Origin of the sequence: Curtobacterium sp. 260, assembly GCF_030803485.1 — a bacterium.
In the GTDB taxonomy this organism is placed as follows: Bacteria; Actinomycetota; Actinomycetes; order Actinomycetales; family Microbacteriaceae; genus Curtobacterium.
Genome location: NZ_JAURUY010000007.1, coordinates 26716 through 40383, shown reverse-complemented (window position 1 = coordinate 40383; position 13668 = coordinate 26716). Strand labels below are relative to the sequence as shown.

Here is a 13668-nt window from a genome sequence, read left to right as displayed (position 1 = left end):
ACCGCGGTCGGCCTCCGGACCGCACTGCGGGCTCGGGCATCGCCCGCCACACCTGTCCCCAGACCTGCTCGTACTCGACGCGGGACACCTGTCCGCGACGAACGGCGTCCTCGACCAGGCAGAGCAGGTCGAGCGAGGCCTCGAGGAGCCGGACGTCGCCGTGCACCTCCGGCTGACCGTTGCCGTGGAACACCGTGACCGTCAAGCGTCTGACCCCGGGACGCACCCGCCGGGTCGCCCGGACGAGCAGGACGGGACCGGCGACGTAGAGCAGGACGGCGACGACGAGGCCGACCGCGGGCACGCGGTGCAGCGCCACGACGAGTGCGACCGCCACGAGTGCGCCGGCCGCACCCCAGACCTGGAGCGCTCGGAGCAGCAGGAGCTCGCCCGCGGTGGTCCCCGGTGCGTGCACCTCGAGCGTCCGGCCGCTCCACAGTGCGCGGGAGACGGGCTGCACGGTGCAGCGCCCCCAGGGGTGCCAGCCGGTCCGTCGGGTGCGGTGCGGGTGTCGGTCTCGATCTCGGTCCGGGTGCTCGTCCACGTCGTCCACCCTGCGACGGACCGACCAGGACCGCACCGGTCCTCACGGTCTCCTGACGCTGCGGACCGGTTCCCGTGCACCGACCTGACGCTGCCCGTCGCCCGCTACCGTTGCCGGATGGACGACCACGCCCTCGCCGCCGCCCTCGTGACCGATGCCGCGCGCCTCGCGGCCGACATGCGTCGGGACGGGACCGACGCGGAGCGGAAGACCTCGGCCGCCGACCTCGTCACGGCCGCCGACCGCGCCGCCGAGGACCTGGTCCGTCGGATGCTGCTCGAGCACCGCCCGGACGACGGGGTGCTCGGCGAGGAGGGCGCCCGGTCCGAGGCGACCCACGGACGCCGGTGGACCGTCGACCCGATCGACGGGACGTTCAACTACGTCGCCGGCCTGCCCGCGTGGTGCAGCGCGGTGTCGCTCGAGGTCGACGGCGTGCTCCGGGTCGGTGCGGTCCGTCGTCCGCTCGCCGACGAGACGTGGGTGGCGTCGGACGGGGTGACGACCCGTGACGGCGAGGCCGTGCCGGCGGTGCCGGACGTGGCCCTCGCCGCGACGAGCGTGGCGACCTTCCTCAACAGCTCGCACCTGCGCGCCGCCGAGGCGGCGCCCATGACGGCACTCCTGGCAGCGGCGGCGACGGTCCGGATCAGCGGATCGGGGTCCTGCGACCTGGTGGACGTCGCAGCGGGGCGCATCGGCCTCTGGGTGCAGACCGACTGCGCCGACTGGGACTGGCTCCCGGGACGGGCGCTCGTCGAGGGCGCCGGTGGCGCGGCCACCGTCGTCCGGGCCCACGGGCACGACTGGCACCTCGCCGGGGCCCCGACCGCGGTGCGCGAGGCGGCGGAGCTGCTCGGCGCAGGCTGAGGACCCGGCGCAGGACCGGCCACCGGCGGTGACCCGGCCGGCTCGGCTGCGCCCGCAGCGCGTCCGCGCTCCGCTACAGTCGGGCCTGTCTGCTCGACCCGGATCGGAGCAGGACCGCACAGCACGACCCCCGTGCACGGCGCGGTGACCGAGGGGTGGGACGTCGTGGCGCGTGCAGGATCCGACGAGGAACGTCAGGGGTCGCGCGCACCCGCGGAGAGCGGACCCCCGCGTCGCCGCGGTCCCGGTCGCCGCCGCGCAGCTCGCGCCGCTGCGCTCGCCCTGACGATCGTCACGTGCGCGGCGGTCCTGGTGGGTGTCGACACGCTCGTGCCCAGCGGCGACCCCGCCGGAGCCGGCACCGCAGGGCGCGCCCCCAGCGTCACCGCGACGAAGCTCACCGCGAGCAGCATCGTCACGGCGACCCGCACGACCGTCCGGACGACGCTGCGCTTCACGAACCACTCGACGACCCGCAAGCCGGCCCGCGACGCCTGGCTCTCGCTGACCGCCGGCAGTCGGCAGTACACGCTCGGGCACGTCGGGATCCCTTCGCTCGCCGCCGGGGCGAGCACGACCGTCCGGGTGTCGCACCGGGCGCCGGCACGCGCACCCGCCGGGACGTACGCCGTCCGCGCCTGCACCGGTGCGTACGCGGCGGCCGGCTGCCGGGCGTCGGCCGCCTCGGTCAGGACCGGCCGGTCCGCACCCGCACGACCGACCACCGGGGTGATGCTCGACGTCGCTCGCGCGTACTACCCGGTCCCGCTGATCGAGCAGTACGTCGACCTGCTCGCGGACGACGGTGGGCGCTTCCTGCACCTGCACCTGACCGACGACCAGAACGTCGGCATCGAGAGTGCGGTGCTCGGGCAGACCACGGCGAACGCCGACCTCGAGGACGGCGTGTGGACGAGCCGGGTCACGGGCCGCCCCTTCCTCAGCGCCGCGCAGGCACACGAGATCGCCGACCACGCGGCACGGCGCGGCATCACGATCGTGCCCGAGATCGACACGCCGGGTCACATGGCCGCGGCGTTCGCCCTGCTCGAGGCCCGGCACGGTGCGCGCTGGGTCGACCGGATCCGAGCCGACGAGAGCGAACTCGACGTCACGGTGCCGGTGAGTGCACGCCTCGCCGCGGACCTGCTGCGCGAGGTGACCCGGACCTTCCCGGCCAGCCGCACCGTGCACATCGGCGGCGACGAGTGGGGCGACGACGCCACCGCGGCCCAGCGGGTCGCGTGGCTGAACTCGATGGCCGCCGCGGTCGGTGACCGGGAGGTCTGGGCCTGGAACGACGGCATCGACCGGGCCGTCGTCGGACGGCTGGACCCGCGCATCCACGTCACGTACTGGAGCTTCGACGGCGACACCGAGGACCCGGCGGAGCGCCGCGACCGCCGAGCACACCGAGCCGGCGCGGACGACCTGGCGGCGGTGGGGACCGACCTGCTGAACTACGACTCGTACTACCTGTACGAGGTGCCGACCGACCTCGACCCCGCCGACAGTGCGTACACGGCGGCCGACCTGCGTGCCCACTGGTCGTTGCGGACGTGGGACGGTGACTCCGGGTCGCGGCTCGCCGCACCGATGTCGGGCGCGGCGGTCGCGATCTGGGGCGAGGACCTCGCGTCGCCGCCGTCGGACGCGCTGTTCCGGTGGAGCGCGCCGCACGTGCTCGCGATGCTCGAGACAGCGGGGTCCTGACGACAGGCCGACCGGGCGGCGGGACGGTGTCGGTGCCACGCTGCGGAGACCGCACCGCACCGCACCGCGCCTCGGACCTCACCGGGGCTCCGCTGCCCGCGCGTCCGCGTCGGCGAGCAGCGCCCGGATCTCCTCGGCGTCCCCGGGCGGCCAGCCGCCGGAGCTCGCCAGCGGCAGCTCGGTCATGTGCCGCCGACGGTGCTCGGGGTAGTCACGTGCGATCCGGTCCGGGTCCGTCCGCGCGGCGGCGTAGAGCGCCGGTCCGTCGGGGTAGAAGAGATCGGCGACGACGAGCCTCCCGTCGGAGCCCCGCATGACGTTGGCGGGGTTGTCGTCGAGCGGCCCCCACCACGGCTGCTCGGCGGCACCCCGCGCGTGCACCTCGCCGATCACGTCCGCCAGCACGGCGACGGACGGCTCCCGACCGGCGAGCGCCTGGTGGAAGCGTGCGCCGATCGCGACGGAGACCGGTTCCAGGTACTCCATGACGGTGAGGTCGGCTCCGCCGTCGATCACGCGGTGGTGGATCAGCGCGGGCACCTGACGGGTGTGTGCGGCCCGTCGGTAGAGCATCGCGGAGTACGGCCCGGCGGGGTCGAACGGGCTGATCCGGGCAGCGAGTCGGCCGGACGGCGATCGGAACGCGTGTGCCCAGTCCCCCGTGCCGCAGCGCACCCAGCCCAGTTGTCCGAGGAGGTCGACGACCTCGGTCCACGACTGCTCGAGGGTCAGGAGTCGCAGGAGCCGGGTGCAGTCGTCCTCGTCGCCGTCCTGCCGGTCACTGCTCGAGCGCTCGGCGCAGCAACGGCAGCAGCGCGTTCCCGTCGCGGCCCCGGACGACGGGCACACCGTGCACCAGCGTCACCTGCTCACGCCCCGACGTGGACTCCTGCACCTCACGGATGGCGATCGCTGCGACCGCGTCGCGGTGCTCGCGAGCGAAGGCCGAGTAGAGCTCGGGGTCGTGTTCGCCGTCGTCGCCGATGAGCACCCAGGAGACGTCGGGCAGGTCCTCGCGCAGCCGGAGGAGGGAGGACCGCTTGTGTTCCTTCCCGTCCCGGAACCAGTGCGTCGGCGTGATCCCCCAGTCCGTCATGAGCAGCGTGCCGGCCGGGAACCCGTTGCGCTGCAGGAACCGCGAGGCGATCCCCGCGAAGTTCCACGGACCGTTGCTGACGTAGACGACCGTCGGCTGACCTTGACCACGGACGACGTCCTGCACGAGCTCGGCCATGCCGGGGACGGCCTTCCGCGTCGCACTCCTGCCGAAGAACGTCCGTCGGGCGGCTGCGAGCGGGTTCGACATGCCCGTGACCCACACGGTGTCGTCGATGTCGCAGACGACGCCCCGGTGTGACCCGCCTGCGACGGCGTGGATCGGCACACGGGTCGGCGCTCGCCCCGGCAGCCGCAGGACGGCGTCCTCGGGAGCAGACCCCGACGAGTGCTCGAGCGCCACGCTCACGTCCACGAGCCCTTGCTCGTCGCTGATCGCCGTCGTGGTCGTGCCGCCGAGCTCGACCTCGACCTCGACGTCGGGGCGCTCCACCGTCAGCAGCCGACGCCATGCGGCGATCCCACGTCGGGCGGCCGGGTCGACCGATGCCGGCGCGAGCACCACCCGGGCCAGGACACGGCCCTGCTGCGCGTCGGCGTAGCCGGAGTACGGCAGCAGGGCCGGGCGCCAGCCGAGCTGCGTCAGTCCGCGAGCGAGCCACTTGCGGGCACCGGTCACGACGACGTAGGTGACGGTGAGGAGCTTCGGACGCGAGGTCCCCGGGCTGCGGAGCGACGATGACACCCGTCCACCGTACGGGGGCAGCGTCGACCGGGGACTGCCCGACGGGTGATCACCGACGATCCAGGGCAGCCGGACCGTCGACGTGCCCGTGGAAGACTCGCGACATGGACCTCGACGACCTCGGCCAGCGGATCTGCATCCTGGGGCCGTCGAACAGCGGCAAGTCGACCCTGGCGGCGGCCGTCGGCCGAGTCCGTTCCCTTCCGGTGATCCATCTGGACCAGTACCGGCACCTGCCCGGGACACAGTGGGTCGAGCGCCCGGACGACGAGTTCGAGCTGATGCACGACGAGGTGGTGCGCACCGATCGGTGGGTCATCGACGGCAACTACTCCCGCTGGCTCCCCGAGCGGCTCCGGCGGGCGACGGGCCTGGTGGTCCTGGATGCCTCGCCGGCAGCGAGCGTCGTCCGGTACGTCCGCCGGACGCTCTTCGAACCCGACCGCGCCGGAGCCTGGAGGGCACTCGCGACCGTCTCCGCATGGAGATGATCCGGTTCATGCTCGGACCCGCCAGGACGAACCGGCTCCGGTACCGACACGCCTTCGACGAGTTCGGACGACCGAAGGTCCTCCTGTCGGACCGTGCGGCCCTCGAGGACTTCTCCCGTCGCAACGACCTGACCCGGCGCAGCCCCGACGGCTGAACCGTCCGCTGGGCGGTCGGCTACCGAAGCGGCTCGGACGATGGCGAGGTGGCGCGCAGGACGAGACGTACCGCCTGTACCGCCTCAGCGGGCACGAGGTGCACGTCGTCGAGCGACGTCGCGGCGATCCAGGTCGGGGCGTACTCGTTGCGCTCCGAGGCACGCTGCAGCTCCGGGCCTCCGAGCGACAGCTCCGCGGAGCTCACCCGCACCGTGAAGTACACGGCAGGTGTGTCGCTCTCCACGGGGACGTCGAGCAGGTCGCCCACCTGACCGTCGAGACCGGTCTCCTCGAGCAGCTCACGGCGGCAGGCCGCACGGAGGTCCTCGCCCGCTTCGACGCCGCCACCGGGGAGCACGCAGTAGCACCGCCCGTCCTTGCGTCGCTCGATCACGAGCACCCGCTCGTCGCGGACGACGACTGCCACTGATCGGATGCGCACGACCTCAGCTCACCACGTTCTGCTGCTCGTCCGTCTCCTGGAGTGGGTACGCCAGGGTGCCTCGGCCTCGACCTCGACCTCGACCTCGACCTCGGAAGCCGACAGCTCGCCAGAACGCGACCGCACCGCGGTCCTCGGGTGACGGGTCGACCTCGAAGTGGGTCCTGCCGCTCGCCCGGACCCGCTCGAGCAGGGCCTCGACCACCTGTCGACCGACACCCGCACCACGCTCCGCGGGCAGCAGGATGAGGTCCGTACCGGCGCCCGATCCATCGGCGTACAACTGCGTGAAGCCGACCACTCGGTCGTCGACCTCGACGAGGAAGCACTCGACGTCCGGGAGACGAGCGCCCAGGTACTTCTCCCGGAGCTGCGAGTCGGACCGGAACCCAGGCCCGCCCCATCCCTCGAACGCCGGATCGCGGAACAGTGCCCGCACCTCGAGGAGGTCGTCAGGCGTGGTGGGCCGGAGCTTCAGCGCTCGCTCACTCCCTCGCATCGAGCGAGCCTCCCACCGCACGTCTCGCAGGTCAACGAGCAACGCGTCGATCCGGACGACACCGTGCTGAGCCACGAACGGCCCCTGACGGCGAGTTGCCGGAGGGGCCGTGGGCGTCAGGGGGGCGACCGTCGTCAGTCGGTCGTCCGTCGCCGCGGGCGGCGGGCGAGTGCTGCGGCTTGGTCATCGCGGGTGTAGTCGAGCGCCTGGATCGCGTGTTCGACGCGCGAGCGGGTCGTGGGTCGGACGTTGGTGGCGCCGTTGAGGACGCGGGACACGGTCTGGTGTGACACGTGCGCGGCGGCGGCGACGTCGTGGATGGTGGGTGGTTTCGGCACAGCTGGCTCCCGTCGACGTGAGGTGCGGGCACCGTCCGTGGACGACGTGACGGTGCCCGCCGCGAAGCCGGTGGATCAGGAACCGGCCTCACTGCTCCGCCCGTTCACTCGGTGCCCCGGGTCGGGGCCGGGCGGAGGTCGGAGCGGCCTCAGTGGCCGGCGCCGAGGTTCCCGGCGAGGCGGCCGTGGAAGGCCCGGCTGGCGTCGTTCATGCCGCGGATCTCGACCCGCTTGCCGTGCTGGTTGTACTTCGTCTCGATCGAGTCGAGCGCGGCGACGGTGGAGGCGTCCCACACGTGCGACCTGGTCATGTCGATGATCACGAGCTCGGGGTCGTCCGAGTAGTCGAACTGGGTGGTGAGGTCGTTGGAGGAGGCGAAGAACAGCTCACCCTCGACGGTGTACAGCGCGTGTTGTTCACCGGTCGGGAGCGTCTCGATGCTCCGCGAGACGTTGGTGAAGTGGGAGACGCGGCGGGCGAAGACGACCATCGCGGCGATCACACCGATGATCACGCCGATGGCGAGGTTGTCGGTGGCGACGACGATCACGACGGTGAGGACCATGACGATCGTCTCGCCGACCGGCATCCGCTTGAGCGTGGAGGGCTTGATGCTGTGCCAGTCGAAGGTCCCGACCGACACCATCACCATGACGGCGACGAGGGCTGCCATCGGGATGATCGCGACGACGTCGCCGAGCCCGACGACGAGGACCAGCAGGAACACGCCGGACAGGAACGTCGAGATGCGGGTCCGAGCGCCGGAGGCCTTGACGTTGATCATCGTCTGGCCGATCATCGCGCAGCCCCCCATGCCGCCGAAGAGGCCGGAGGCGATGTTCGCGACGCCCTGCCCGAGGGCTTCGCGGGTCTTGCGGGAACCGGTGTCGGTGACCTCGTCGACGAGCTTCGCGGTCATCAGCGACTCGAGCAGCCCGACGAGCGCCATGGCGAGGGCGTACGGGGCGATGATCGTGAGCGTCTCGAGGTTCACCGGGACGTTCGGGATGAACAGGGTCGGGAGGCTGTCGGGCAGCTTGCCCTCGTCGCCGACGGTCGGGACGGCTATCGACGCGAACACGGTCACCAGGGTCAGGACGACGATCGCGACCAGGGGTGCAGGGATCGCCTTCGTGAGTCGGGGCAGCAGGACGATGATCGCGATACCGGCCGCGGCGATCGGCCAGACGAGCCAGGAGACGCCGATGATGTTCGGCAGCTGCGCGGTGAAGATCAGGATCGCGAGCGCGTTGACGAAGCCGACCATCACGGACCGGGGCACGAACCGCATGAGCTTCGCCGCGCCCAGCCCACCGAGGACGAGCTGGAAGATCCCGCCGAGGAGGACGGTGGCGATGAGGTAGTCGAGGCCGTGTTCCTCGACGACGGGGGCGACGACGAGGGCGATGGCTCCGGTGGCGCCGGTGATCATCGCGGCGCGGCCGCCGACGAAGGAGATGACGACAGCCATCACGAACGCCGAGAACAGGCCGACGCGGGGGTCGACCCCGGCGATGATCGAGAACGAGATCGCCTCGGGAATCAGGGCGAGGGCGACGACGAGGCCGGCCAGGACCTCACGGAGCAGGATCTTCGGGTTCCGCAGTGCGGACAGGACGGTGGGGCTGTGGTGCACCTGGACGGGCACCGACTGCGTGACGGTGGTCACGGGTCTCCTTCGGATGGGGGTGCGGGCGCTGCGCCCGCGAGAGCTGTCGTGGGGCGCGTCATCGCGCACGGCCGGCGGAGGCAGAGCGTCCGGCCAGGCCCAACCCTTCCGTTGCGGGAAGGTTGGTATGGTTCGACTCTAACGCAACGGAAGGGTTGTTGCGCAAGTGGAGGGTGACGACGTGACGATGTCGAACGAGTACCTGATGCACATCGGCGAGGTCTCCGAGCGCACCGGGTTGAGTGTGAAGACGATCCGCGACTACGACGCCGCCGAGGTGCTGCACCCGTCCGGCCGCACCGAAGGCGGGTTCCGCCTGTACTCCGAGGACGACGTCGCCCGACTCCTGATGGTGCGGCGGATGAAACCGCTCGGGTTCTCCCTCGGGGAGGCCGGGATCCTGGTGGACGCGGTGAAGATGCTCGACGAAGCGCAGCCCGACGTCGACCTGACCGCGGTCCGTTCGCGGGTCGCTGCGTTCATCCGGGACGCTGAGACACGACGAGGGCGCCTCCAGGAGCAGCTGCACATGGTCGACGAGTTCCTCGACGAACTCCGCGCGCACTGACCCGCGCGCGGGCGGCCGCTGGTACTCGCGTGCCGCTGGCCGATCAGCTGTGCAGTGCCGGGTGACGTGGGGCGCGGGCGAAGACGGAGACGACGGCGACGACTGCCGGCAGGATCGCGGCGACCAGCACCGGGGTGGTGTAGTCGCCGGCGACGTCGTGGCCGAGCGCGAGCAGCAGCGGTCCGAACGCGGTCGAGGCGAGGTTCGTCCCGGTCGCGACGCCGCGGATCACGCCGATGTTCGCCGTTCCGTAGTACCGGACGTACGCGGCGGCTTCGATGCCACGCAGGGCTCCGCCGGCGGCGCCGAGGACGAGCCCGTAGAGGACAGCGGTCCACCCGGTGTGCACGATCGGGAGCAGCAGGAGTGCGCCGGTGAGGGTCGTCATCGCGATGGTGACGCCGAACTTCGGCGGGATGCGGTCCGACAGCGCGCCCGTGAGCAGGGTCGCGGCGATGCCGGTGACGGTCTGCGGGAGGAAGTTCGCGGCCGCTTCCCCCGGGGTGAGGCCCTGCTCGCCGAGGACGGCGACCTGGTGGAAGGCCAGCGCGGTGCTGAGCATCCCGGACACCGCGAGCCCGGCAGCGATGGTCCAGAACATGCCGGTGGCGGCCGCTTCCCGGAGCGTCCACACCGGCCCGCCACCGGCAGTTTCCGCGGACTTCCTGCCCTGGGCAGTGGCGGTACGTCGCGGAAGGAGCAATCCGATCGGGATCACGACCGCGGCGACGACGACCGCCTCCACCCGCCACGCGACGTGGATGTCGGTGCCCGCGATCAGGGTCTCGACGAACACCGGCACCAGGGAGATCCCCCCGGAGCCGATCCCTGACGCGATCCCGAGCGCGAGGCCCCGTCGGTCGGCGATGCTGCGGGCGACGAGCGTCGTCGCGGCGAGCGAGAGCGCGCCCTGCCCTGCCATGCGCACACCGACGAACCCAGCCGTCAGGCCGACGATCCCCGCGACGAAGCTCAACGCGGCGAGGAACACGGCGAACGCGACCCCGATGATGATCGTCATCCGCCGGACGCCCCACCGGTCCAACGCTCGACCCGTCAACGGCAGGACGCACGCACCCAGCAGGGTGCCGATGAGGTAACTCGTCGACACCTCCGTCCGTGAGATGCCCAGCTCCCGGATCAGCGGGTCCGTGAACACCGACAGGCCCGCCGTCTGCCCCGGCGCACTCATGACCGACAGGGCACCGCCCGCAGCGATCACCGCGACCCACGGCAACCAGCCACGTACACCCCTCGCCGTCCGGCCGGGCGGCGTCGCTGTCGGATCCGCCGGTGGGACGGCACCCGGGGTGGGCAGGGTGATGTCAGATGTGTTCGGGGAGGATGTGATGCCACGCTCGCTCTCACTGGGGACTCCCGAACCCTACCGCCACGGAAGGGTTGTCGATACCTGGTACAGGGGCCGGGGACACGACGGCGCTACGCTCGCCAGAGCCCAGCAGGACCACGAAGGAGAAGCCGATGACGGAGCGAGCCGCACCGACGACGATGCACATCGGCGAGCTCGCCGACCGTACGGGCCTGTCGAACCGGACGATCCGCCACTACGACGAGGTCGGTCTCCTGCACCCGTCCGGCCGGACCGAGGGCGGCTTCCGGCTCTACACCGACACCGACCTCGCCCGGCTGCTCATCATCCGTCGCATGAAGCCGCTCGGCTTCTCCCTCGAACAGATGGCCGAACTGCTCGCCGTCGTCGACGCCCTCGAGGTCGTCGGTGACGGACCCGGGCAGGCGCGTCTCCGCGGGCAGCTCGACGAGTACATCCGCGACACCGAGCAGCGGCGCGCGAAGCTCGAACAGCACCTCGGCATGGCCGACGAGTTCCTCGGGATCCTCCGCGAGCGGTGAACGCCGGAGCACCTGCGAGGCGATCGGCCGACGAGCGAGGCACGCCGGGGAACGGTCGTTCTCCCCGCGTTGTGGGTCTCGAAGGCCTCCTCACGGCCTGGTTCGATGGTCCCCGTACCGGACTCGTGATCCGGACGGTGTCGTGTCTGGCTGCATTCGGGTTGCAGCCAGGCACTGCTTCCCGTGTCCCGTGTCCCGCCCGTCTCCGGCCGGTCCGCAACTCCTGCACGGGGGCGTTCACGGGATGACCACTGTCCGCGCCCGGTCGGGGGGTTGCGGAGCAGTAGACAGGGCAGTTCACTCGAGAGCGCACCGTGTTCCACTACGGCAGGGAGACCAGCACCGATGCGTTCGATCGTGTACACCAGCACACAGACCCGTCCGATCACGGACACCGAGCTCGCGCAGATCCTCGCGGTCGGGCGGGAGAAGAACACAGCCCTCGGTGTGACGGGCATCCTGGCGCACAAGGGTGACAACTGCCTCGGGATCATCGAGGGCGACGACGAGACCGTTGCTGTCCGCTTCGAACAGGTCCGCCGTGACCCTCGGCACACGAACGTCCGGATCCTGGCGGACGAGCCCGTCGCCCAGCGGTCGTTCCCGGACTGGTCGATGGCGTTCCAGCCGCTCGATCCGCTGATGCAGCAGGTCCCGGGATTCAGTGACCTGTTCGGCCCCAGCCAGCCAGCCGACCCCATGTTCGGCCTGACCCGGGCGCGAGGGCTGTTGGAGTGGTTCCGGAAGCACCCGCTGGCACCCCTGACGAGCCGGACGGCCGAAGCGGACGAAGCACCGCGCACGCGCGCGATCGACGGGGCGATCGCCGCGCTCCACGACGGCGGCGTCTCCCGGTTCACCCTCGACGTCGTCGCTGAGCGCGCGGGCATGGACGCCGACGAGGTCCGTGCGGCGTTCCCGACGGAACGGGCGCTGCTCGCCGCGACCGTCGAACGGTGGACGCAGACGATCGCGGCGCCGCTCGTGCCGTTGATGGCGGAGAAGGGCACCGTCCCGTTCCTGCACGCCCTGCTCGCTGCACACGCGGAGCAGCCGGCACTGATGGAACTCCTCGCCGCGAGTCTCGCGTCCGCCGCTGACCCGACGGTGGAGGGCGCCGACTACCACCGGTCCACCTACCGGCGGTTCCGGCAGTCGATCCGTGACGGGCTCGCAGCGGACGTCCGCGACGGACGGGAGCCGGCGACCATGGACCCGGTCCGGGGCGCGCAGCAGTTGCTGGCGCTGTACGACGGGCTCCGCCTGCAGGCGCTGCTCACCACGGACACGGACCTCGTCGACGCGTTCGACCGCGCGGCGACGCGGATGCGTCGCGGGTGGTCCGAGCAGTACGAACAGCCGTCGTACTGGGACACGCCCGGCGCCGGGACCCGCTAGCGCCTGCGGGACCGCCGCTCGTGCCGTGGTTCGCCACGGCCCGAGCGGCGGCCCCGCACCGTGCAGGAGCAGGGACGGCGCGGCCGCGACCGACCGCCCCGCTCCCCTACCGCTTCAGGTTCGTCAGCTCCTGCAGCACCTCGTCCGAGGTCGTGATGATCCGCGCGTTCGCCTGGAAACCGCGCTGCGCCACGATCAGGTTCGTGAACTCCTGCGACAGGTCCACGTTCGACATCTCGAGGGTGCCCGAGGCGAGCTGTCCCACACCCGGGTCGCCGGGTGCGCCGACGGTGGCCTGGCCGGAGTTCGCGGTCGCGCGGTACCCGGATGCGCCGGTCTTCTCGAGGCCGGCCGGGTTCGCGAAGGTGGCGAGGGCGATGCGGCCGATCGCCAGCGAGGACCCGTTGGAGAACGACCCGACGACGGTGCCGTCCTTCGAGATCGAGTACCCCTGCAGGGAGCCGGCCGCGCTGCCGTTCTGCTCCGAGATCGACGCGGTGTCGAGCGACGCGTAGCCGGTCGTCTTCGAGACGTCGACGGTGATCCCGCCGACGGTGACGGGGCCACCGCTGGCGAGCGACCCGTCGGTGTTGAACGTCAGCGTCGTCGCCGGGCCGAGCGTCCCGCCGTCGATGCGGCCCTGGACGCTCCACTGCGTCGCCGAGGTCTTCGTGTAGGTCAGCGTGAGGGAGCGCTTCTCGCCGTCCGGGCCGTAGACGGTGGCCTCGCGGACCTTCTGGGCGTCGACGGCGGTCTCGGACGGCAGATTGCCCGTGACCCCGGCCGTCGTGGTCCGCACCGCGGGTGCTGCGGCGTCGATGGGCAGCCGGATGTCGGTCAGGCCGCCACCCTCGTTGACCACACCGTTCGTGGCCGAGTAGCCCTGCACGATCTTGCCGTCGGCGGTGACGAGGCGACCGTCGGCGTCGAAGTCGAACGCGCCGGCGCGGGAGTAGACGGTGTCGTTGCCGAGGCGGGTGACGAAGAACCCGTCGCCGGAGATCATCAGGTCGGTGGCCTTGCCGGTGGCCTGTGCGGAGCCCTGCGCGAAGTTGGTGGAGACGCCGGCGACCTGCACGCCGAGGCCGATCTGCGCGGGGTTCGTGCCGCCGAGGCCGGTCTGCGGTCCTCCGGCACCCTGGGTCATCTGCGACAGGGTGTCCTGGAAGACGGTGGTCGACGACTTGAAGCCGACGGTGTTGACGTTGGCGATGTTGTTGCCGGTGACGTCGAGCATCTGCTGGTGCGAACGGAGACCGGAGATGCCGGAGTAGAGGGAGCGGAGCATGGTGCGACCTTTCGTGGA

General features: G+C 71.6%; 15 protein-coding genes and 1 pseudogene. 7 read left to right on the top strand and 9 right to left on the bottom strand.

The features are described from left to right. Positions 1 to 43: 43 nt before the first annotated feature. A pseudogene (locus tag J2X59_RS15905) lies at positions 44 to 544 on the bottom strand (DUF6611 family protein); the annotation flags it as partial. Between the two features lie 117 nt (positions 545 to 661). Here J2X59_RS15905 and J2X59_RS10000 point away from each other — a divergent pair. Then, entirely contained in the window at positions 662 to 1414 is a 753-nt protein-coding gene (locus tag J2X59_RS10000) for an inositol monophosphatase family protein (protein WP_326496569.1), read from the top strand. A gap of 165 nt (positions 1415 to 1579) precedes the next feature. After that, positions 1580 to 3127: a family 20 glycosylhydrolase gene (locus J2X59_RS09995; RefSeq protein ID WP_326496568.1), complete on the top strand. Its 1548-nt coding sequence runs from the start codon at positions 1580 to 1582 to the stop codon at positions 3125 to 3127. A 78-nt stretch (positions 3128 to 3205) separates the two neighbouring features. Here J2X59_RS09995 and J2X59_RS09990 read toward each other — a convergent pair whose 3' ends face one another. Further along, positions 3206 to 3667, bottom strand: a complete 462-nt coding sequence (locus J2X59_RS09990) for a hypothetical protein (protein ID WP_326496567.1) — start codon at positions 3665 to 3667, stop codon at positions 3206 to 3208. A gap of 238 nt (positions 3668 to 3905) precedes the next feature. Beyond that, positions 3906 to 4928 carry an App1 family protein gene (locus tag J2X59_RS09985; protein ID WP_326496566.1) on the bottom strand — a complete coding sequence of 341 codons (1023 nt, stop codon included), beginning with the start codon at positions 4926 to 4928 and terminating at the stop codon, positions 3906 to 3908. A 104-nt stretch (positions 4929 to 5032) separates the two neighbouring features. On the opposite strand from J2X59_RS09985, the gene J2X59_RS09980 reads away from it, so the two are divergent. Together J2X59_RS09980 and J2X59_RS09975 are read left to right on the top strand one after the other, a co-directional pair. Beyond that, entirely contained in the window at positions 5033 to 5419 is a 387-nt protein-coding gene (locus tag J2X59_RS09980; protein WP_326496565.1) for a hypothetical protein, read from the top strand. Beyond that, on the top strand, positions 5410 to 5574 hold the full coding sequence (locus J2X59_RS09975; RefSeq protein ID WP_326496564.1) for a hypothetical protein: 165 nt from the start codon (positions 5410 to 5412) through the stop codon (positions 5572 to 5574). Before J2X59_RS09980 ends, J2X59_RS09975 begins: the two co-directional genes overlap by 10 nt. A gap of 20 nt (positions 5575 to 5594) precedes the next feature. On the opposite strand, the gene J2X59_RS09970 is transcribed toward J2X59_RS09975, so the two are convergent. From J2X59_RS09970 to J2X59_RS09955, 4 genes are all read right to left on the bottom strand, one after another. Beyond that, positions 5595 to 6002 (bottom strand): NUDIX domain-containing protein, encoded by a 408-nt coding sequence (locus J2X59_RS09970; protein ID WP_326496563.1) that lies wholly within the window; start codon positions 6000 to 6002, stop codon positions 5595 to 5597. Between the two features lie 19 nt (positions 6003 to 6021). Beyond that, complete coding sequence (locus J2X59_RS09965; RefSeq protein ID WP_326496562.1) at positions 6022 to 6516, bottom strand: GNAT family N-acetyltransferase; 495 nt, start codon at positions 6514 to 6516, stop codon at positions 6022 to 6024. A 134-nt stretch (positions 6517 to 6650) separates the two neighbouring features. Next, the gene (locus J2X59_RS09960; RefSeq protein ID WP_066654131.1) at positions 6651 to 6854 is read right to left on the bottom strand and encodes a LacI family DNA-binding transcriptional regulator; all 204 of its coding nucleotides are present in this window, start codon (positions 6852 to 6854) and stop codon (positions 6651 to 6653) included. Between the two features lie 149 nt (positions 6855 to 7003). Then, positions 7004 to 8524 carry a SulP family inorganic anion transporter gene (locus J2X59_RS09955; RefSeq protein WP_326496561.1) on the bottom strand — a complete coding sequence of 507 codons (1521 nt, stop codon included), beginning with the start codon at positions 8522 to 8524 and terminating at the stop codon, positions 7004 to 7006. 187 nt (positions 8525 to 8711) lie between these two features. Between J2X59_RS09955 and J2X59_RS09950 the strand changes: the two genes are divergently transcribed. After that, positions 8712 to 9092 carry a MerR family transcriptional regulator gene (locus J2X59_RS09950; protein WP_251155512.1) on the top strand — a complete coding sequence of 127 codons (381 nt, stop codon included), beginning with the start codon at positions 8712 to 8714 and terminating at the stop codon, positions 9090 to 9092. A gap of 43 nt (positions 9093 to 9135) precedes the next feature. Here J2X59_RS09950 and J2X59_RS09945 read toward each other — a convergent pair whose 3' ends face one another. Next, complete coding sequence (locus J2X59_RS09945) at positions 9136 to 10284, bottom strand: MFS transporter (RefSeq protein ID WP_326496560.1); 1149 nt, start codon at positions 10282 to 10284, stop codon at positions 9136 to 9138. A 290-nt stretch (positions 10285 to 10574) separates the two neighbouring features. On the opposite strand from J2X59_RS09945, the gene J2X59_RS09940 reads away from it, so the two are divergent. Then, complete coding sequence (locus J2X59_RS09940; protein WP_251155433.1) at positions 10575 to 10964, top strand: MerR family transcriptional regulator; 390 nt, start codon at positions 10575 to 10577, stop codon at positions 10962 to 10964. A gap of 345 nt (positions 10965 to 11309) precedes the next feature. Then, positions 11310 to 12362: a BLUF domain-containing protein gene (locus J2X59_RS09935; RefSeq protein ID WP_251160267.1), complete on the top strand. Its 1053-nt coding sequence runs from the start codon at positions 11310 to 11312 to the stop codon at positions 12360 to 12362. A 106-nt stretch (positions 12363 to 12468) separates the two neighbouring features. On the opposite strand, the gene J2X59_RS09930 is transcribed toward J2X59_RS09935, so the two are convergent. Further along, on the bottom strand, positions 12469 to 13650 hold the full coding sequence (locus J2X59_RS09930) for a flagellar hook protein FlgE (protein WP_251155431.1): 1182 nt from the start codon (positions 13648 to 13650) through the stop codon (positions 12469 to 12471). Between the last annotated feature and the right edge of the window lie 18 nt (positions 13651 to 13668).